This is a genomic window from Clostridioides sp. ES-S-0001-03, assembly GCF_020676075.1.
Taxonomy (GTDB): domain Bacteria; phylum Bacillota; class Clostridia; order Peptostreptococcales; family Peptostreptococcaceae; genus Clostridioides.
This window is the reverse complement of record NZ_JACVWJ010000009.1, coordinates 103,290-122,310: the sequence shown is the minus strand read 5'-3', so window position 1 is coordinate 122,310 and position 19,021 is coordinate 103,290. Positions and strand designations below refer to the sequence as shown.

24 protein-coding genes are annotated in these 19,021 nt (G+C 27.3%); 19 read left to right on the top strand and 5 right to left on the bottom strand.

Annotation, left to right across the window (positions count from 1 at the left end; genetic code table 11):
- The first annotated feature begins 3 nt into the window (after window positions 1-3).
- From IC174_RS16775 to IC174_RS16735, 9 genes are read left to right on the top strand one after another with little or no spacing between them, the layout of a single operon-like run.
- Window positions 4-1,140 carry a baseplate J/gp47 family protein gene (locus IC174_RS16775; RefSeq protein WP_227483483.1) on the top strand — a complete coding sequence of 379 codons (1,137 nt, stop codon included), beginning with the start codon at window positions 4-6 and terminating at the stop codon, window positions 1,138-1,140.
- Window positions 1,137-1,784, top strand: coding sequence for a YmfQ family protein (locus tag IC174_RS16770; protein WP_227483482.1), 648 nt, complete (start codon window positions 1,137-1,139; stop codon window positions 1,782-1,784). The genes IC174_RS16775 and IC174_RS16770 overlap by 4 nt, the downstream gene beginning before the upstream one ends.
- Window positions 1,777-2,676 (top strand): phage tail protein, encoded by a 900-nt coding sequence (locus IC174_RS16765; protein ID WP_227483481.1) that lies wholly within the window; start codon window positions 1,777-1,779, stop codon window positions 2,674-2,676. The genes IC174_RS16770 and IC174_RS16765 overlap by 8 nt, the downstream gene beginning before the upstream one ends.
- A gap of 14 nt (window positions 2,677-2,690) precedes the next feature.
- Window positions 2,691-3,293: a hypothetical protein gene (locus IC174_RS16760; protein WP_227483480.1), complete on the top strand. Its 603-nt coding sequence runs from the start codon at window positions 2,691-2,693 to the stop codon at window positions 3,291-3,293.
- A gap of 12 nt (window positions 3,294-3,305) precedes the next feature.
- A complete protein-coding gene (locus IC174_RS16755) occupies window positions 3,306-3,611 on the top strand; it encodes a hypothetical protein (RefSeq protein ID WP_227483479.1) in 306 nt (101 codons plus the stop codon).
- A complete protein-coding gene (locus IC174_RS16750; RefSeq protein ID WP_227483478.1) occupies window positions 3,611-3,793 on the top strand; it encodes a hypothetical protein in 183 nt (60 codons plus the stop codon). Before IC174_RS16755 ends, IC174_RS16750 begins: the two co-directional genes overlap by 1 nt.
- A gap of 36 nt (window positions 3,794-3,829) precedes the next feature.
- Complete coding sequence (locus tag IC174_RS16745) at window positions 3,830-4,060, top strand: hemolysin XhlA family protein (RefSeq protein ID WP_227435859.1); 231 nt, start codon at window positions 3,830-3,832, stop codon at window positions 4,058-4,060.
- A 19-nt stretch (window positions 4,061-4,079) separates the two neighbouring features.
- Complete coding sequence (locus IC174_RS16740; protein WP_227483477.1) at window positions 4,080-4,340, top strand: phage holin family protein; 261 nt, start codon at window positions 4,080-4,082, stop codon at window positions 4,338-4,340.
- On the top strand, window positions 4,337-5,134 hold the full coding sequence (locus IC174_RS16735; protein ID WP_227483476.1) for an N-acetylmuramoyl-L-alanine amidase: 798 nt from the start codon (window positions 4,337-4,339) through the stop codon (window positions 5,132-5,134). The genes IC174_RS16740 and IC174_RS16735 overlap by 4 nt, the downstream gene beginning before the upstream one ends.
- A gap of 56 nt (window positions 5,135-5,190) precedes the next feature.
- On the opposite strand, the gene IC174_RS16730 is transcribed toward IC174_RS16735, so the two are convergent.
- Both IC174_RS16730 and IC174_RS16725 read right to left on the bottom strand, forming a co-directional pair.
- Window positions 5,191-5,496, bottom strand: a complete 306-nt coding sequence (locus IC174_RS16730; protein WP_227483475.1) for a hypothetical protein — start codon at window positions 5,494-5,496, stop codon at window positions 5,191-5,193.
- Window positions 5,497-5,884: 388 nt separating this feature from the next.
- Complete coding sequence (locus IC174_RS16725; RefSeq protein WP_227483474.1) at window positions 5,885-6,085, bottom strand: hypothetical protein; 201 nt, start codon at window positions 6,083-6,085, stop codon at window positions 5,885-5,887.
- A 180-nt stretch (window positions 6,086-6,265) separates the two neighbouring features.
- Between IC174_RS16725 and IC174_RS16720 the strand changes: the two genes are divergently transcribed.
- Window positions 6,266-6,472, top strand: a complete 207-nt coding sequence (locus IC174_RS16720; RefSeq protein ID WP_227483473.1) for a helix-turn-helix domain-containing protein — start codon at window positions 6,266-6,268, stop codon at window positions 6,470-6,472.
- 404 nt (window positions 6,473-6,876) lie between these two features.
- Here IC174_RS16720 and IC174_RS16715 read toward each other — a convergent pair whose 3' ends face one another.
- Together IC174_RS16715 and IC174_RS16710 are read right to left on the bottom strand one after the other, a co-directional pair.
- Window positions 6,877-7,776 (bottom strand): IS3 family transposase, encoded by a 900-nt coding sequence (locus IC174_RS16715; RefSeq protein ID WP_413927202.1) that lies wholly within the window; start codon window positions 7,774-7,776, stop codon window positions 6,877-6,879.
- Window positions 7,770-8,441: a helix-turn-helix domain-containing protein gene (locus tag IC174_RS16710; protein WP_227483472.1), complete on the bottom strand. Its 672-nt coding sequence runs from the start codon at window positions 8,439-8,441 to the stop codon at window positions 7,770-7,772. The genes IC174_RS16715 and IC174_RS16710 overlap by 7 nt, the downstream gene beginning before the upstream one ends.
- Window positions 8,442-8,817: 376 nt before the next feature.
- On the opposite strand from IC174_RS16710, the gene IC174_RS16705 reads away from it, so the two are divergent.
- Window positions 8,818-9,201 carry a BlaI/MecI/CopY family transcriptional regulator gene (locus IC174_RS16705; protein ID WP_227483471.1) on the top strand — a complete coding sequence of 128 codons (384 nt, stop codon included), beginning with the start codon at window positions 8,818-8,820 and terminating at the stop codon, window positions 9,199-9,201.
- Between the two features lie 336 nt (window positions 9,202-9,537).
- On the opposite strand, the gene IC174_RS16700 is transcribed toward IC174_RS16705, so the two are convergent.
- A complete protein-coding gene (locus tag IC174_RS16700; protein ID WP_227434622.1) occupies window positions 9,538-10,017 on the bottom strand; it encodes a MarR family winged helix-turn-helix transcriptional regulator in 480 nt (159 codons plus the stop codon).
- Window positions 10,018-10,179: 162 nt separating this feature from the next.
- Between IC174_RS16700 and IC174_RS16695 the strand changes: the two genes are divergently transcribed.
- The 8 genes from IC174_RS16695 (at window position 10,180) to IC174_RS16660 (ending at window position 18,928) form a co-directional block, all read left to right on the top strand.
- Window positions 10,180-10,740 carry a hypothetical protein gene (locus IC174_RS16695; protein ID WP_227483470.1) on the top strand — a complete coding sequence of 187 codons (561 nt, stop codon included), beginning with the start codon at window positions 10,180-10,182 and terminating at the stop codon, window positions 10,738-10,740.
- Window positions 10,741-10,981: 241 nt separating this feature from the next.
- The gene (locus tag IC174_RS16690; RefSeq protein ID WP_227483469.1) at window positions 10,982-11,197 is read left to right on the top strand and encodes a hypothetical protein; all 216 of its coding nucleotides are present in this window, start codon (window positions 10,982-10,984) and stop codon (window positions 11,195-11,197) included.
- Window positions 11,198-11,371: 174 nt separating this feature from the next.
- Window positions 11,372-11,953, top strand: coding sequence for a sugar O-acetyltransferase (locus tag IC174_RS16685; protein WP_227434625.1), 582 nt, complete (start codon window positions 11,372-11,374; stop codon window positions 11,951-11,953).
- 372 nt (window positions 11,954-12,325) lie between these two features.
- Window positions 12,326-14,569: an EAL domain-containing protein gene (locus IC174_RS16680; protein ID WP_227483468.1), complete on the top strand. Its 2,244-nt coding sequence runs from the start codon at window positions 12,326-12,328 to the stop codon at window positions 14,567-14,569.
- Between the two features lie 435 nt (window positions 14,570-15,004).
- Window positions 15,005-17,035 carry a PTS sugar transporter subunit IIA gene (locus IC174_RS16675; protein ID WP_227483467.1) on the top strand — a complete coding sequence of 677 codons (2,031 nt, stop codon included), beginning with the start codon at window positions 15,005-15,007 and terminating at the stop codon, window positions 17,033-17,035.
- Window positions 17,032-17,484 (top strand): PTS sugar transporter subunit IIA, encoded by a 453-nt coding sequence (locus tag IC174_RS16670; RefSeq protein ID WP_227434628.1) that lies wholly within the window; start codon window positions 17,032-17,034, stop codon window positions 17,482-17,484. Before IC174_RS16675 ends, IC174_RS16670 begins: the two co-directional genes overlap by 4 nt.
- Before the next feature lies 1 nt (window position 17,485).
- Window positions 17,486-18,541, top strand: coding sequence for a PTS fructose transporter subunit EIIC (locus tag IC174_RS16665; RefSeq protein ID WP_227434629.1), 1,056 nt, complete (start codon window positions 17,486-17,488; stop codon window positions 18,539-18,541).
- Window positions 18,542-18,619: 78 nt separating this feature from the next.
- Window positions 18,620-18,928, top strand: coding sequence for a PTS fructose-like transporter subunit IIB (locus tag IC174_RS16660; protein WP_227434630.1), 309 nt, complete (start codon window positions 18,620-18,622; stop codon window positions 18,926-18,928).
- The last annotated feature ends 93 nt before the right edge of the window (window positions 18,929-19,021 follow it).

Below are 19,021 nucleotides of genomic sequence, written 5' to 3'. Positions count from 1 at the left end.
TATATGGAAAGAGAACTACCTATACCAGTGTTTTTAACAGAAGATGAGGAAGCAATACACGAAAGAATGTTAAGTAACTTTCAAGATGTTTCTATCTTGGAAGGAGACTTTATTTATGATGCAACAAGACCTACAGCAGAAGAAGTTGCACAGTTAAAACAACTAGGATTACAAAATAATTTAAAGATTGCATTTCCTCAAACCAGCTATGGAACTTATTTAGAATGGTTGGGAGAATGTAAAGGAGTATTTAAAAATCAACCTACAAAAGCAATAGGAACAATTACATTTACAGGTATACAAGGAACTATCATTACAAAAGGAACTATATTAACTACTGTTGCAACTGATGAAAAGCAGAGCATAGAGTTTGAGCTTCTTGAAACTAAAACTATAGGAGAAAATGAAACAGTAGATATTAAAGCAGAATGCAGGATTGTAGGAACTATAGGGAATGTATCTCAAAATACTGTAACTGTTTTATTAGGTTCTATTAATGGGATTAAATCTGTTAATAATAAAGAGGATTTCAAAGGTGGAACAGATATAGAAGACGAAGAACATTTTAGAGAAAGAGTTCTTGTAGCAGAGCAAGAAGACAAACTTAGTGGAGCTAGTTCAGATTATATTCGTTGGGCTAAAGAAGTTGATGGAGTGGGATATGCTTATGTAGTTTCCGAATGGAATGGAGCAGGGACAGTAAAAGTATTAATACTAGATAAAAATAGAAAAGCAGCAACACAAGAATTAATAGATAAGGTCCAAGAATATATATATCCATTAAATATATCAGAAGAAGAAAATAGAGACGGGAAAGCTCCTATTGGGGCTTTAGTAACAGTTGTAACACCCGAAACACTACTTATTAATGTAAAAGCTAGTTTTATATTTAGTAACAGTTTTAGTGAAGAAACAGTATTAAACAATTTAAAAACTAAGATAGACAAATATTTAGATAAGATTGATTTAGGTGGAACAGTCTCATACAATGCTATACAAGCAATAGTAGGTTCTATGATGTTGACAGACGAAGGTATACAGGACTTTTCTAATCTTACTATAAATGATGTAAAAGAAAATATAAAATTGCAGGACCAAGTGGTCGGAGTAGGGGAAATAGTTAACGAGGTGGTTGGATGATAGCTTCTAAAAAAGGTAGAGAAATGCTTCTTACATTGTCACCGATATATGAACAATCTATTATAATGCAAAGCTTATATGAAGCTATAGGAAGCGAATTTGATAATTTAGAGTTATTAAATAAAGAAATAGAATTACAGTTATTTCCCCAAAGTGCAACATGGGGTTTAAGTTTTTGGGAAAATAGAGTAGGTTTATCTACTAACTTAGATGAACATATAGAAACTAGAAGAAGAAAAGTTATTGCTAAGCTCCAAAGCAAATATATTATGACGCCTAAAAGAATGTCAATGATACTTCAATCTTATACAGGTGCAAATATAAAAATAAATGAAAACATATCTCCATATACTTTTGGTGTTGAATTAACCAGTACTCAAGGTTTCCCTAGAGATTTAGAAGATTTATATAAGAGAGTAAATGTTATAAAACCTTCTCATTTATCCGTAAGTTATAAGTTAGTATCTTTATTAAAAAGTAAAACTTATTTTGCACAAACAACAATTATGAGTGAAGAAATAACAGTATATCCTTATTCAAGTAAAGAAGTAAAAGCTAATGTTAAAGCTAAGTTTGCATTAGCTCATAACATGAGTTCAGAAATATTAACAGTATATCCAAAAGGAGGTGGTATAAATGGCTGATGAACAATTTTACACTATACTTACAAATATAGGTAAAGCTAAGATTGCTAACGCAGGAATGCTAGGTAAATCAGTAGTACTAGAGAAGATTCAAGCAGGTGATGGAGGAGGAAGCTATTACAATCCAACAGAAGACCAAACAGCATTAAAAAATAAAGTTTGGGAAGGTAATATAAATGCTTTTGACAAGGATGAAAATAATCCTAATTGGATTATTGCAACAGCATGTGTACCTGGTTCAATAGGTGGATTTGCAGTTAGAGAAATGGCTCTCATAGATAATGAAGGAGATATGATTGCAGTTTGTAAAAGCCCCGAAACGTATAAACCAAAGGTTGGTAATGGAGCTATGAAAGATTTGTATTTAAAATTTATCATAGAGGTATCTAATGTAGAGAAAGTGACCTTAGTTGTTGACCCAACTGCGATATTTTTAACTAAAAAAGATGAAGAAAAAATATTAACAAATATCAATAAGTTAGACACTAAAATAGATACAACTAAAACAGAGTTAACAAGCAACATAGAAACTGCTAAGACAGAGTTAAACACTAAGATAGGTGATATAACTACTCTTAGTACAGTAAACAAAAATAATACTGTAAAAGCTATAAATGAAGTAGTAACTAACTTAGGAAATAAAGCATCTTTAACAACAACTAACAAAAGTAATCTTGTAAATGCAGTAAATGAGGTAAAAGCTAGTTTAGATAGTATACAGATAACAGCAGAAAGAGCAACTATAAAAGATATAGATAATCTATTTACGAGTAACAATGTTGAAGGAGCACTAAAAGAATTAGCAACAAATCAAAATTTGTTAAATGCAGAAGTAAACGGACAAAGGGCAAAAGGAATTAATATAGCAAATAATTTAATAGATATGATATAAAGTGAGGTGACAATATGACAGCAAAATTAAATGAAAATGCTAGTTTAGGAGAACTTATGACAGCACTACAAAGTATACAAACTGATTTCCAAACTGGCAAAAACAATATATCTAGTGCATTGGGTAGCCCTTTTGCTGGAACAGATAAACTAAGTTCAACTAAAACAAAAATAGAAACATTAAAAAATGCTTTTGCAGCTAATTTGACTAACAAAGGTGTAAATAGTGTCAATACAGAAACTTTATCATCTTTAATTAATAAAGTTTCAAATATATATATACCTACACCATTATTTTATGCAACTGGTGAATGTACTTTTCTTAGAGAAGGTAGTTGCAAAAAATATGCAGATGACCGCACAATGCCTGTTTATTACTATCAATTCGAGTTGAATTTTTCTCCAAAATTTATTTTTATGTATAATTCTAGTTCTAAAAGTTACATGAATACTTATTTCTGTATTTATGCACCTTTCATATCTGCTACTAGAGAAGAAACAGCAGCTTATGCACTAGATAAAAAAGACAGTACTATTCAAGTCCAAAATGGTAAGTGTATTTTACCCATACGTGGGAGTAGCTATCCAGGTTCTATAACATTTTATGCAGTAGGTTAAGGAGTGATTTTTATGAATGATTATATAGAAGTAGGAAGAAGAATATTTTTTGATGAAGATGGAGAGATAATATTCTATGAAGGGCAATCGAAAGGAAATGTTCCAGAGCGAAAAAATATTAAAAAAATAGAATATATAGATTTGCCTTATAACTATATTGACTATGAAAAATATAAAATAATAGGTATAAATATAGAGACTAAGCAACCAATTTTAGAAGAAATACCAATATTTATTACAGAAGAAGAAAAGAGAATACAAGAGTTAGAAAATCAAATTTTAATTGCAGAAAATGAAAAAGTAGGAGGATTATTATAATGAATATAAACAATGTTGTAGTAAGGATATTAGCAGAGAGGATTCTAAACAAGGGATTAAATCCGTTGAAAAATAGAGAATTTCAATTAGATGATGTAACTAATACAGAGTACAGAAAAGCAGTAGAAGATTATATTATAGAGCATAGTGGAGTAGTAGAAGGAGCAGAACCAACAGTATAGGTTCTTTTTTTTATTTCAATTAAATAGGAGGCTTACATGAATGAAGAACTTTTCAAAGACAATTTGAAACGACATGAAGCAACAATAAATAAACATAATGATGAAATAGATGAATTAAAAGTAGCAAATATAGAATCTAAAGCAGAGTTAAAGGCACTATGCGAAAACTTAAACTCACTTACAAGTATGCTAAAGTGGCTAATTGGAACAATGATTACAACACTTGTAGGGTTCTTTATATTTGCAATTCAAAGAGGAATATTTTAATTAATTAGGAGGATAAGAGATGGATAATTTAATAAGTTTCATACCAGAGCAGTTGCTAATTTTAGTAGCTGCTCTTTATGTTATAGGAGCAGGATGTAAGAAATATAAACAACTAGATAATAAATATATTCCAGTAGTGTTATTGATACTTGGGATAGGTTTTTCAGTATGGATGCTGGGATTAAATGCTGATGCAGTCTTACAAGGTGTAATTTGTTGGGGTATATCTATAGGTATAAATCAAACTTACAAACAGTTAAAGGAGGAAAATAAACAATGAAAATAGCAATAATACCAGGGCATACGCTAACAGGTAAAGGAACAGGAGCAGTTGGATATATAGATGAAGGAAAAGAAAACAGAATACTAACTGATTTAATTGTTAAATGGTTAAAACAAGGTGGAGCAACTGTATATACTGGCAAGATAGATAAATCGAATAATTATCTATCTGAACAATGTCAAATAGCCAACAGACAAGATGTAGATTTGGCAGTACAAATTCATTTTAATGCAAATAATACAACCCTAAATCCTATGGGTACAGAAACTATATATAAAACTAATAATGGCAAAATGTATGCAAATAGAGTCAATGATAAACTATCAATGGTATTTAAAAATAGAGGTGCTAAATCGGATGTAAGGGGTCTTTACTGGCTTGGTCATACAAAAGCACCAGCAATTCTAATCGAAGTATGTTTTGTAGACAGTAAAGCAGATACAGATTGCTATATTAAAAATAAAAATACAGTTGCAAAGCTAATAGCTGAGGGTATATTAAATAAAAAAATAGATAATGAGGGAGTTAAACAAATGTACAAACATACAATAGTCTATGATGGAGAAGTTGACAAAGTACTAGCACAGATAATTAGTTGGAACTACAAAGAAAATGAATGTAAAGTATGCGATATAAAAGATTATGTACCTGGCCAGACACAAAATCTGTATATTGTAGGTGGAGGAGCATGTAATAAGATAAGTTCTATAACGAAAGAACACTATACTATGATAAAAGGCAATGATAGATTTGATACACTTTACAAAGCGTTAGATTTTATTAATAGATAGATTGAAAGGTAGCAACTAGGGTTAGTTGTTACCTTCTTTTTTAATAAATTTAAAGTTTATATAACAATATACCTTTTCCTAATTAAATAATATAAGATTGCTGTTATAATAACTATTAATATAATTGCTATTATTGTAATATCTAATAAACCTATAGCTATATATTCAAAGCCTATTACATAGCGATAAAGCAATTCCAGTTTAACAGTTCTTTTCCTATCTATATTTCCATACATTGATTCTAATTTATTAAAATATTTTTCACTGCAAAAACTAGTTTTAGGTTTAATTAAAGATATTATTGTAGTTAATACTATAATTCCCACTCCAATAAGTATAAGATTGATATTCCCAAAATTCATAGTAGGATACCTCCTTCATAATTTAGCAAAATAGAGTTAATTTTCTTAATCAAAGTATATCAGCAATATAAGTATAAAGAGTATCTAAAATATTACAAATATTAACATGATACATAAAACTATAGTATAAGTGGTAACAATAAAACGAATGAAAATTATCATACTAAAACATAAGACATGTTATAATTGTATTAGATATATACATTAACATACACCAAAGCACTCTTTTTATAGGAGTGCTTATTTTTTTGAAATATATTAATAAAACTATCAAGAACATTACTCAACACACCTTAAAATTGATTTAAATAGCTCTTTTTCATACACAAAATTATATGATATAATAAAAAAATAGAAGTGTACTACCAATACACTTCTATATCTGTAACTAAGCATTCTCATGTTGGGGAGTGCTTTTTTCATTTCTCCAAACAATCTTGTTTCTTTCATCAATAATTATCAAATCAATCTTATTATCTTCTAATATTTCTGTTGCAGTAAAAATTAGATTATCTAAGTCAAAACTTCGAGTTATTTCTAGTTGCTTGTTATTTACAAGTTTTTTAAGTATATAAGTTTTAAAACACATTTATATTACTCCTTTAATTTTATTGTTAAGATTATTTCTGATTTAATAGAAATAATTTCTAATTTATTATAAATATAATATGTCTTAAAGTGTATGTCAATATAAAATTCTAATAAAATAGAAATTTATTTTGATATTATAGAAAATTGATGTTATCATTTATTCAAGAGAGGTGATAAGATGGTTTCATATAAACCTTTATGGAGAATGATGTTTGATAAAAATATTAAAAAAATGGAATTTAAAGAAAGAGCAAATATAAGTAATGGAACTCTTTCAAAATTAAGTAAGAATGAATATGTTGCATTAGCAGTGATTGAAAAAATATGTTTAGCTTTTGAATGTACTCCAAACGATATTATAGAAATAAAAAAAGATATAGAATAGATATTTGATAATTGTAAAATTATGTTATAATTAAAATGCAAGAATTGTCTTGTGGAACTACAATCTAAGAGTGGAGCTTCATTTTCTACATTCCATCCCTTAAAAGGAAGGAGGTGGAGAAATGAGCGAATTTTTACTTGGAGTGTTAGCTAGTTTAACAGCTAGCTTTATTACATATATTGTTTTCAAAAAAGTAAAAAGCCACTCTGAGCAATGAACTATACCCACTGTTTTATACAGTTAAAACATGTAAAAGTAGTTATAAAGTACTAGTGTCAATCATTAGTACTTTTTTTATTATATTCATATAATTAATATCTATATTTTAAAGTTTACTATCTAAAAAAGAGCGCGTCAAATAAAACCCTAGATATTTAAATTTTTTTAGAGCCACTTAAAATAAATTATGCTATCTCTGTACTTAAATATTTCCTAAATTCAAGTGGAGACATAGAATTTAATCTCTTTTGATATCTAAAATTATTATAGTAATATATATAATCATCTATTGCTTTGACTAATTGTTCGTATGTATCAAATTTCCTTAAATAGTACATTTCCACTTTTAAAATTCCCCAAAATCCTTCCATAGGAGCATTGTCAATACAATGACCAACTCTCGACATACTTTGTATCATGCCTTGTGTTAAAAGTTTTGATTTAAACACCCTGCTAGTATACTGATAGCCTCTATCACTATGAAAGATAGGTTTTGCATTTGGATATACTTCTATTGCTTTATTAAAAGTTTCGAATACTAAGTTATTGTTATTTGATTTTCCAATAACATATGAAACTATGCTTCTATCACCTAAATCCAGAATTGCACTTAAATAAGCCTTTGTCCCATTAGTTAATTTAAATTCAGTTACATCTGTTAACCATTTTTGAGAAGTTTTATCTGCACTAAATTTTCTATTTAATACATTTTCAGCAATTACTTCTGGTGTACATTTAACATAACTAAATTTCTTTTTTCTACAAATAGACCTTAAGCCTACGGCTCTCATTAGCCTGTACACTCTCTTGTGATTGACATTAAGTTTATACTCTCTGTTTAACTGCAAGGTCATCCTTAAAGAGCCAAAAACTCCATTCTTTTCTTCATATATCTTGGTTATCAAAGTTGCTAATTTAATGTTTTCAAGTTCTAAATTACTTTTATCTCGATTGAGCCATTTATAGTATCCAGAACGATTTACTTTAGCGATTTCACATAATTGCATAAGCGAAGCTTTTTTTTCATTGAATAAGGATTGAATAGCTTTATATTTATTTTCATTCTTGGATAGTGTAATTACCACCCTTTTTCTATGTTTTTTAACTTTTTTAAGAATGCATTCTCCAGTTGTAATTTGTGTTTTTCTGCTTTTACAATTTTCAATTCCAACTTTATTTCATCTAATTGAGTTAACTCATCTTCTTTTTTTGCTTTACCTCTTCGGTCTTCTAAACCAACTATACCATTTTCTTTATATTTAAGAGTCCATCTTCTAACTTGGCTGTATGAAACAAAGTATTTTTTTGCTATTAAATTGTAATTAAAATCATGCTCAATACAATCTTTAACAATTTCAGCCCTTTCATCTAATGTTGTTTTTCTAGTCTCCATAAAGAGTCCTCCCTTCGGGGTTTCTTTTATCTCCTTATGAAGATTATACTCCTTAACCCAAGCTTTTAGTGGATTAACAGACCTCATTTTATATTTTTTTGCTATTGTGTCATAAGAACCTTCGTCATTTAGATAATCTTCTATAGCACTTAACTTAAGCTCTTTAGAATAGTATGATTTATGATTTTGTTTAATTAAGCCATCATTTCCGAAAGTTTCATAACTTCGCATCCACTCTCTGAAAGTACGCTTCCCAATATTTAATTCTTCCATTATTTTTATTACTGACTTTTCACCTTTTAAATATGATTCAATCGCTTTAATTTTTTGTTCTGATGATACTTTAGTTTTGGACATAACAAAACCCTCCTAGTTTTAGACAGTTTTACATATTTCAACTGTCTCCTAAGAGGGGTATAGTTCACAAGAGAGTGACTTAGAGCTTGATGCAAAAATCAAGTTCAATAAAAAACGACATTAATATTTAGTTAATGAAACTTCACTCTAGGCTAATAGATTGTAGTTTCTTTTTTTGTTTTTGATACGATTTTACATCTTTATTATATATTAAATTGACAATATTGACAACACTGACAATAGAATATAGTTATAAATTATATGGAATAAATTGGAAAAATATAATTTAGATATTCTAATTTATTATAAAAAATATTTGTTATAATATTACATATGATTTAATATGCAAAAATTGATAAAAAAGGGGGTGCATATTATGTTAATTAAAAAACTTCCTGAATCAGAGTTGAAAGTCATGAAATTTATTTGGGGATTAGAAGAAGAAAAGATAGCTTCTGGAGAAGTTGTAGAAGCTATGAAACAAATATATGATTGGAATAAAAATACAACACTAACAGTTTTATCAAAACTAGTTAAAAAAAATTTTTTATATGCACAAAAAACAAATAAATGTACTTATTATATGATAGCTGTTAAAGAAAAAGATTATTTAAAATTTGAAACAAAAAAATTCTTTAGCTTTTTACATAATAATTCTTTAAAAAGTTTATTAACAGCATTACATGAAGAAGAAGATTTGCCAGAAGATAAAATAAAAGATTTAGACGATTGGATTAAATCTTGGGAAGATGATAAATAAAATTAATTTATGATACTAAAATGATACTATTTTTGTTGAAAAAATTAAAAATAAAATTGAGAATATAGAGAATATAAATAATACAAATAATATGAAACACTTGGAAACACTAGAGACAAAACTCACCCAATAGAATGGGAATAATTAATAATGAGCTAGAAAGCCTTTAAATAGGGTATTTCTAGCTCTTTTTCGGTCTATTTTTTACTTGTTTTAATACATATCGTGCTGTGTAACTATTCTTTTGGACTATATTTATGTTTTCAATGGAATGCATAAAATTCAAAGTCATAATACATATTAGTTGAGTTAAATTTTGTGCTATAAATAATTATTTTACTCATAGTATTTTTCTTCTCTTTCAACTCCTGTATATAGTTTTGTAATCATTTGATAAAACAGGCTGATTTCTTCATTTGAATAATCCTGAAATATATTGTTTAATTTCTCAGTATGGAGTTCCTGTACTTTTTGTGAATATTCATCTGCTTTTTTTGTTAGTACAATAGAAGTATTTCTTTTATTATTGGGTTCATGTTCAATAGTTATAAAACCTTTGTTTTCAAGAGAAACAGCTAGTTTTTTTATATTTTGACGTGAAGACCCTAAGAGTTTCCCAAGATAAGTAAAAGTAGTTTTTTCATCAGCATGCTTTACCATTGTAAGAAGCATAAATTGTTTTAAAGTAAGATGTTCATCTGCTTTATCAAAAATAGTTTGTAATCGGTTTTGTAAAATAAATATGCTTGCAAAAATACCACGAACTTCATTATTTCTTTCACCACTAAAATTTCTAATCATGTTTTTAATTTGCATAAGATACTCCTTTCATGTGAAATCTATTATTTATATTATAGTAATAAGTTGCTATAGTGTAAATAGTAACTTATTACTATGGATTTATACAAAAGATTTTTTAGTTATACTAACTGATAACATTTAGAGTCTTTAAACACTTTACCTTAGGGAGGAAATTAAATGATAAAGAAAAAACAAATGACCTGGCTAAATATTTCAGCAACCATTATATTTATATTATTGCTAATCATTACAGTTTGTGGAATATTTTCATTTTCTATAGATAATAAATATGAAGCAATAAACCTATATGGGCAGGTTATTGAGATGTATGGTACAGGTATTTATCAATATGACTCATATTTCAAGGCACCTATATTGATAGGTTCAGACTTAACAATGATTTTAATTATCGTTCCAGTCATTAGTTCATACATATTTCGTGATATAGATACAGTAGAACAAAAAACAAATTTTCTAACAATTCTAGGTATCATTTTGTATTATGCTTTTAGTATTTCATTTGGAGTTGCACATAATCAATTACAACTAGTATATATTTTGTTAACTTCAATTTCATTTTTCACCCTATTTACTTTACTGCTAGAGCTTTATGGAATATCATTTTGCTATAACTGTTCTTTCTATTTAAGAAAGATAGAATTAGTATTTTTGATATTAGCAGGTGCTTCAAATATTATTGCATGGTTACCAGATGTATTACATTCATTATTTAGGTAGTACACTTGCTATAATCTCTATTTATTTTGATAAGTTAAATAAAAAAAGAGTTACAGCGATTCTATCAAATAATGATTTTTAAATTCATATGATACAAATTCATATCAATTATTTAAAAATGACTAAATAAATAATATAATTATGAATTGTCATACAAATATGGTTTGTGTTATGCTTGGTGTATTGAAGATATAGTAACTACATACTTGTTAAAAAAAATCATTATAAAAAGAGACTGCATATGCTAACTGAAAGATGTAAAATCAGAAGATTTCAAGAAAGCTATATTGATTCTTTTATGTCTTACCGAAATAATGAACAAAAGTTTATACAAGTATTAGCAAGTGCTTTATCAGATAATCTGGCTTCAAATAATTTATTGAAAAAAGTAGATTTTAAATTTAGCATTTTTGATTCAATGAATAATGAAAATATCTATAGTCTAGGTTTAATTTAAGTAGAACCTATAATTATATACTAACTTTGTATTTGCAAGATGTAAGTAAATTAAATATTCAATAAGATAGTTTCATTGAGTATTTAATTTTTTATATTACAATATAAATATGGAACAATATTAATAACAAATATTATTTTTAGTTAATATACTAATATATTTTAGGAGGTTGGGATGACAGAACGTGAAAAGATGTTGGCAGGAGAATTGTATGACTGTGGAGATAAGGAATTATTATGTCAATGGCACAAAGCCAAGGATTTAACAAAAGAGTATAATAGTTTGAAATCAGATGATAGTATTAACAAGGAACGTATCTTAACAGAACTCTTAGGTGGAAAGGGAAAAAATATATGGATTACTGCACCTTTTTATGTTGATTATGGAAATAATATTTATTTTGGTAATAATTGCGAAGTAAATATGAATTGTACATTTTTAGATGATAATGAAATCATAATAGGTGACAATGCATTGATTGCTCCTAATGTACAAATATATACAGCATTTCATCCAACTAATGCTAAAGATAGATTTGAGGAAAGAACTGATGATGGATTTAGTTTTTGCAAAACTATAACTGCACCAGTGAAAATTGGTAATGATGTTTGGATTGGTGGAGGGAGTATTATTTTACCAGGAGTAACAATAGGAGACAATGTAACTATTGGTGCAGGTAGTGTTGTAACAAAGTCAATTCCATCTAATACTATAGCTTATGGGAATCCTTGTTGTGTTATTAAAGAAAATAAGTGAAGGTTTAATAATATATTTAGTTATGAGATATTAGAGATATTAAGTGTCTCATTAAAATAAAGAGCTATCTTAAAATATGGGATAGCTTTTTTGATATAAGTATATAGAATTTGTTAGTCTTGAATAAATAGAAACATAAACTTAGATTATGGAATTTGTTTTTAAACAATATTCTACAGCAGTTTAAGGAAAAATATTACATAAATAAAATCAATAAAATGCTTATTAATGAATTATTATTGAAATATAAAGGAGTTTTGTTGAATATTGATAAGTAGAATATTATAATATAGTGTGAATAGTTTTTTGGTAATGAAATTTGTAGAGTTAGTATTTATGCTAAAAATGGACTTATAGTTTGGAGGACAAAAAATGAAATTATCAAGGTACGAAAAAAACAATATGGTTTTGTCTGTGGTTTTATGTGCACTTATTATTTCAATTCTTGTAATTACTGTTTTTACTACTGTAAAACTGTACAACATATCTAATAAGCAAACTAAAAACTATCTAAATGATGTATCTACACAAGTTGTAACAAATGTTGATAATCAAATTAAGTTTATTTTATCTGATTTAAGGCTAATGGCAGATTTTATTAAACAATATGAAGGTGATAGTCGATATGATTACTTAGCAAAAAGAAAAACTAGTTATAAATATTCTGATATTGGAATAATAGATTTAAAAGGTAAAACAAAGTTTTTAAGTGGAAAAGAAGCGGATTTAAAGAATACTATTTCATATAAAAAGGGGATAGAAGGAAAGGAATACACAGAACTTATAGAGTCAATAGATGTTGTACTCTACAGTGTACCTATATTTGATTATAAACATGAGGTATCTAGTATTTTAGTAGGTGTTTCTCAAAAAGAAAGTGTGAATAATATTCTTAGTATTGACAGTTTTAATGGAGAAGGAACTATTGAAATTGTTAATACTAAGGGGAAACCTCTCTTTATAGGTAAAAATAGTGAGTTGATAAAGGATCTTAGTCATAAATATAAAGGTGCTACAAATGAGCATTGGGTTCCCAAAATAATGGATGACTTTAAGAATGAAGAATCAGGAGAAATTACAATAACTTCGTCAAAAAATGTAAAGTGTCTGCTAACGTATCATCCAGTAACAAAAGATTTAAATGATTGGTATTTCATTCTTATAGTGCCTGAAGAAGCTGTTTTAGGTGAATTGAATAAATTAAACATTTTTACAATAATAATGACCTTTATAATTATTTTTATTATTGGAATTATAACATGGATTTTATATACTATTAGAAGAAAATACATAAAACAAATTGAAGATATTGCTTATTTAGATAATATAACAAATGGTATTAATTCAACAAAATTTAGTATGTTAATAAAACCTTTAATTTCAAAATCTCCTGATAATACTTATATGATGATAGCAATAAATATAAAGGATTTTAAGCTAATAAATGACTGTTTTGGTAGTGAAAAAGGAAATAATACACTTAAATATATTTATAATGTTTTAGAAAAAAATATTGCTAATGATGAGGAGTTTGTATGTCGGCATGATGCAGACCTGTTCTATCTATTTATGAAGAATAGACCAGTATTAGAAGTTTTAGAATTACTGTATAAAATAGAAGATGAGATTAATTATTTTAACAAAGGAAAAGAAAACCCATACTTTTTAAGAATATCAGTAGGTATCTACGCAATTGAAAATCATGACGAAGATTTAATTACAATACAAGACCATGTGAATACAGCAAGAAAAAGTTTTAATAAAGCACATAAAAGTGATTTTAATTTTTATAGTGATATAGAAAAAAAACGATTGATATTTGAAAAGGAATTGTCAAATTTAATGGAAAAAGCTCTTGATGATAAAGAATTTTTTATATGCTTACAACCAAAGATTGATATAAAAACTGGAAAGGTTAGTGGTGCAGAATCTCTTGTTCGTTGGAATAGCCCAGAGAAGGGGATGATTTATCCTAGTGATTTTGTTCCCATTTTTGAAAAAAGTGGATTTATATGTGAGTTAGACCTATATGTTCTTGAAGAAACATGTAAATTGATTTCTAAATGGATAAAAGAATGTAAGGAGTTATTAATAATTTCTGTTAATGTATCAAGACAACATTTAAAGGATAAATCATTCTTAGAAAAATATGAGATGATATGTATTAAATATAATGTACCTACATCTTTAATAGACTTAGAACTTACAGAATCTATTTTTTTAGAAAATCCAGAAGCAATTTGTGTAATAGATGATATCCACAGTAAAGGCTTTAAATGTTCTATAGATGATTTTGGATTTGGATATTCATCATTAGGGATATTAAAGGAGTTTAAAGTCGATATAATTAAATTAGATCGTTCATTTTTTGTTAGTAAAAATAATATAGAACGTGGTAAAGTTGTTGTGGAATCTATTATTGAACTTAGCAGGAGACTTGGTATGAAAGTAATTGCTGAAGGTATTGAAGAAGTTGAACAAGTATATTTCTTAAAAAGTATTGGATGTGATTATATTCAAGGTTATGTTTTTTCTAAACCATTATCAATACATGAATTTGAAGAATTCGCATATAATGGTGATAAAGTAAAAAATTTAACAATACCTAATGATTAGGTTTATAAAATTAAATATTTAGGCAAGTTATATAATTTAAATATATAGCTTGCTTTTTTTATTTGTATTTTTAAATCTACAGATATAGTTTTACTTTTAAGTAAAACTTTTAACTATTTTGCTGTTACCCATATAGTTACAGATATGTAGCAGTTATTAGTAAAGCGTTGAAAATACTATGTAATGTTAAAATATATTGTAATTAGTAGGTGATATAAAGTTTTAAATATAAATATTATATTTTTTAATAAAAATATGTCTACAGATTTTGTAAAAACAATTTTCAAATATTGTAAGTTGTAGTTAAAGCTTTATTGTATTATTCTGAATATAGAAAGATAGTTACTATTTTTAGACATAAAAAAACTTAAATATACAGAATAACATAAAATTTGCAGTATTAATAACTCTAATTATTTTGAAAGGAGGGAAAATATGATAAGTGGAAGAATGTTACTCATTATGAATTTTCTAAAAGGAAAAGAGAAGACAAGTTATAAGGAAATTAGCCAACAATTAAGTATAGAAGAAAGAAAAGTTAGATATGACATAAATAATTTAAATATAGTTTTACAGTCATTAAATAAACCATTAATACAAAAAATAAATAAAGGTGTACTAATTATTCCTAAGAATTTCCAAGTAGTATATATAGATAATAATGAATATGTATTTTCTTTAACTGAGAGAGTATCTATTATGAAGATTATATCAATGTTTAAAATAGATAGGCTAAATTTAGAAAAGTTGAGCAAAGAATTCCAGGTTTCTAGAAGTTCAATTAAAAACGACCTTAATGTTCTATCAAGTGAATTAGAAAGAAACCAAATAACTATTACATATGATAAGACTTTCAAAATAAGTGGAGATGAAAACACTATATATAAACAAAGACTAAGTATATTAAAATTATATTCTTACCTATTTGGTAAAGAAAAGTCTGATTTAAGTGTGTTTGAGCAGTACTTAGTGAAAATTATTGAACAAATATTCAAGGGAATTTCCTTGAATAATATATATAATTGGTCAATAGATTTACTTTCCAAAATGGATTGGATTTTAAATGATGAATCTTTCACATGGTATGTTTCAAATATTTTTCTTTTTACATGGTACATACATTCAGATGAAAAACATCCTTTGGAATCTTCCTCATTAAGTGAACCATATTTTGAAAATAAATTTGACCAAGAATTTGAACAAATCATTCAAAAGAAATTGACTAAAGAACAAATTTTATTGTTAAAAAGTTTTGTGTTTTTTACAAATAAATATGCAAGTTTAAATGAAGATATGGATTTGATTAGTACAGAAATAATAGTTCAAGATTTAATTTACAATATGTCAGAAATATTGAGCGTTGATTTTAAAGAAGATATGATTCTTTATAAAGGATTGCTTAATCATATTGCCCCATTAATAGAAAGAATCAAGCAAAACATACAGATTTATGAAGAACTATTTCATGTAATACCAGATAAGTATCAATATGTACTTGAAGCTACTAAGGTTTCTGTACAAAAAAATAGGATGTTAAATCAAATAAAAAATGAAAATGAAATAATACTTTTAGCAATACACTTTTTAGGAAGTGTACAAAGAAATGAGAGAAACAATTATAAAAACATATTATTAGTTTGTGGATTTGGATATGGTGTAATTGCTATGTTAAAAGACACTATAATAAATGATTATCAAATAAATATAGTGGATAGTATTCCAGCATATAAATTACAAGATTATAAGGAATGGGAAAATATCGATTTTATTATAACAACATCAAAGATAGTTGTAACTTTGCCTAAAGTAGTTATTGAGATTAATCCATTTTTGCAGGAAAACGATTATTTAAAACTCGAAGAAAAAGGAATAAAAAGAAAGAATGTCTTGACTAACTATATATCAATCAAAAAAAGGCTGGATTTCTTAGAAGAAGATGCTCAAAAAAGAGTATTGAGTATCATATGGCAGGAGCTTGGATATAGTGATGAGAGAATATTATCTAGACAGCTTAAATTAAGTGATTTAATAGGTGCTGATACTATCAGTATAATTGATAGAGAAGTTAAGTGGGAAGATGCTGTTAAAATTAGTTCAAATATACTTGCTAATTGTGATTTTGTATCAACACAATATGCTGAGAATATTATAGATATTTTAAATGATGTAGGTTTCTATGCTGTAAAAGATGAAGAGTTTGCTTTATTGCATGGAAATGACAGTTCATTAGTTAAAGTAAGTTCAATAAGTTTACTAATATGTAAAGAGCCAATTAGTTTTGGTGATAAAAAGGTTAAAGTTATATTTTGTTTAGCAAGTAGAGATAAGAAAGAGCAAATTCCAGCAATAATTAATTTAACTAAAATGGTTTATAAGACTAATTTTATTAGTATGTTAGAAAGTGCAAGGACAAAAGAAGAAGCAGAAGGTTTAATTCATAAATATGAGGAGGAGGTCACTGTATGAGTAAATTAGTCAATGTAAAATGCTCATTCAAAATGAAAGCAGATTCAAAAGAAGAAGCTATTACATCATTAGTGGATGTAGTATCAAAAGAGGGGTATTTAAGAGATAAAAATCAATTTTTAGAAGATGTTTTAAAGAGAGAGGAAACATTATCAACATATATTGGGCATGGTATAGGTCTACCTCATAGTCAAAGTATAGGTGTCAAAGATTCTTGTATTACAATTGGAAAGTTTGATGTTCCTATTGAATGGACAGAAGAAGGTGAAAAAGTAGACTTGATATTTTTAATATCAGTAACAAAAGATAATGAAAATAATCTTCATTTAAAGATTTTATCAAAACTGGCACGTTTATTGATGCATGAGAGTTTTAGAAATCAAATTAGAGGGGCAGATGAACAAACAGTTTATAATCTTATAAAAGAAAAGATAGGGGAGGAAGATTAAAATGAGGATTTTAAAGTTTTTACAAAAACATCTTATGACAGCAACATCATATATGATTCCATTTGTAGTTGCTGGGGGAATATTATTTGCTTTATCAGTAACATTAAGTGGACAAGCTGCTGTTCCTGAAACTGGATGGTTAGCTAAACTAAATCAAATTGGTGCTGCAGGTCTAGCTTTATTCATTCCAATATTAGGCGGATATATAGCATTTAGTATGGCAGATAAGCCAGGGCTAGCACCAGGTATGATAGGTGCATATTTAGCAAAAGAAGTAAATGCTGGTTTTATAGGTGGTATTATAGCAGGGTTCATAGCAGGATTTGTTGTATTACAACTGAAGAAAATAAAATTAGCTCCTACAATGAGAACTCTAGGTTCCATATTTATTTATCCTTTGCTTGGTACATTGATTACAGGTGGTATAATTGTATTTTTAATTGGAGAACCTATAGCTTCTTTTATGGCATGGATGACGAACTGGTTAAATGGAATGTCTGGTGTTTCAAAGATTCCTTTAGGGGGTATTTTGGGAGGAATGATAGCTTCTGATATGGGTGGTCCTATAAATAAAGTTGCTGCGACTTTTGCTCAAACACAAGTTGATACACTTCCATACTTAATGGGAGGAGTTGGAGTTGCGATTTGTATACCTCCAATTGGATTAGGGTTAGCAACATTATTATTCCCAAAAAAATTTAGTAAAGAAGAAAGAGATTCAGGAAAAGCATCACTTCTAATGGGATGTGTTGGAATCACGGAAGGAGCTATTCCATTTGCAACAGCGGACCCTGTTAGAGTAATTCCTTGTATTATGGCTGGTTCAATTATTGGAAATATTATGGCTTTTTTACTGGGATGTTTAAATCATGCTCCTTGGGGAGGATTGATAGTACTTCCAGTTGTTGATAACAGGTTGGGGTATATAGCATCTGTACTAACTGGAGCAGTTGTTGTCGCAATATTGATGAAATTAGTAAAGAAAGATGTAAAAGAAGATGAAGAAATTGAAGAAGATATAGATGATTCTATTGAACTAATATTTGAAGAATTATAGATATATAAAATAATAAATTAATTTATATAAAATTGTAAGAAAATTATATAGAACTATAAATTTAAAGGAGATAAAGATATGAAAATTGTAGCAGTAACATCTTGTCCTAGTGGAGTAGCCCATACTTATATGTCAGCTGAATCACTTGAATTATCAGCAAAAAAATTTGGTATAGAAATAAAGGTTGAAACTCAAGGAAGCTCTGGAATAGATAATGAGTTGTCAATTAAAGAAATTGAAGAAGCAACTTGTGTAATATTAACTAATGATGTTGAGATTAGAAATATGGAGCGTTTTAAAGGCAAGAAAGTAGTAAGAATGAGTGTGTCTGATATTATTAAAAAATCTGATGCATTAATTAAGAAAATAAAAGATACTTTTCAATAAAGTTTGATTTATTTTACATATAACATAAAGATGTTTTTATTGAAGATTTTATTAAAAGCATCTTTGAAAACATCTTAAAAAATAGAATAAAAG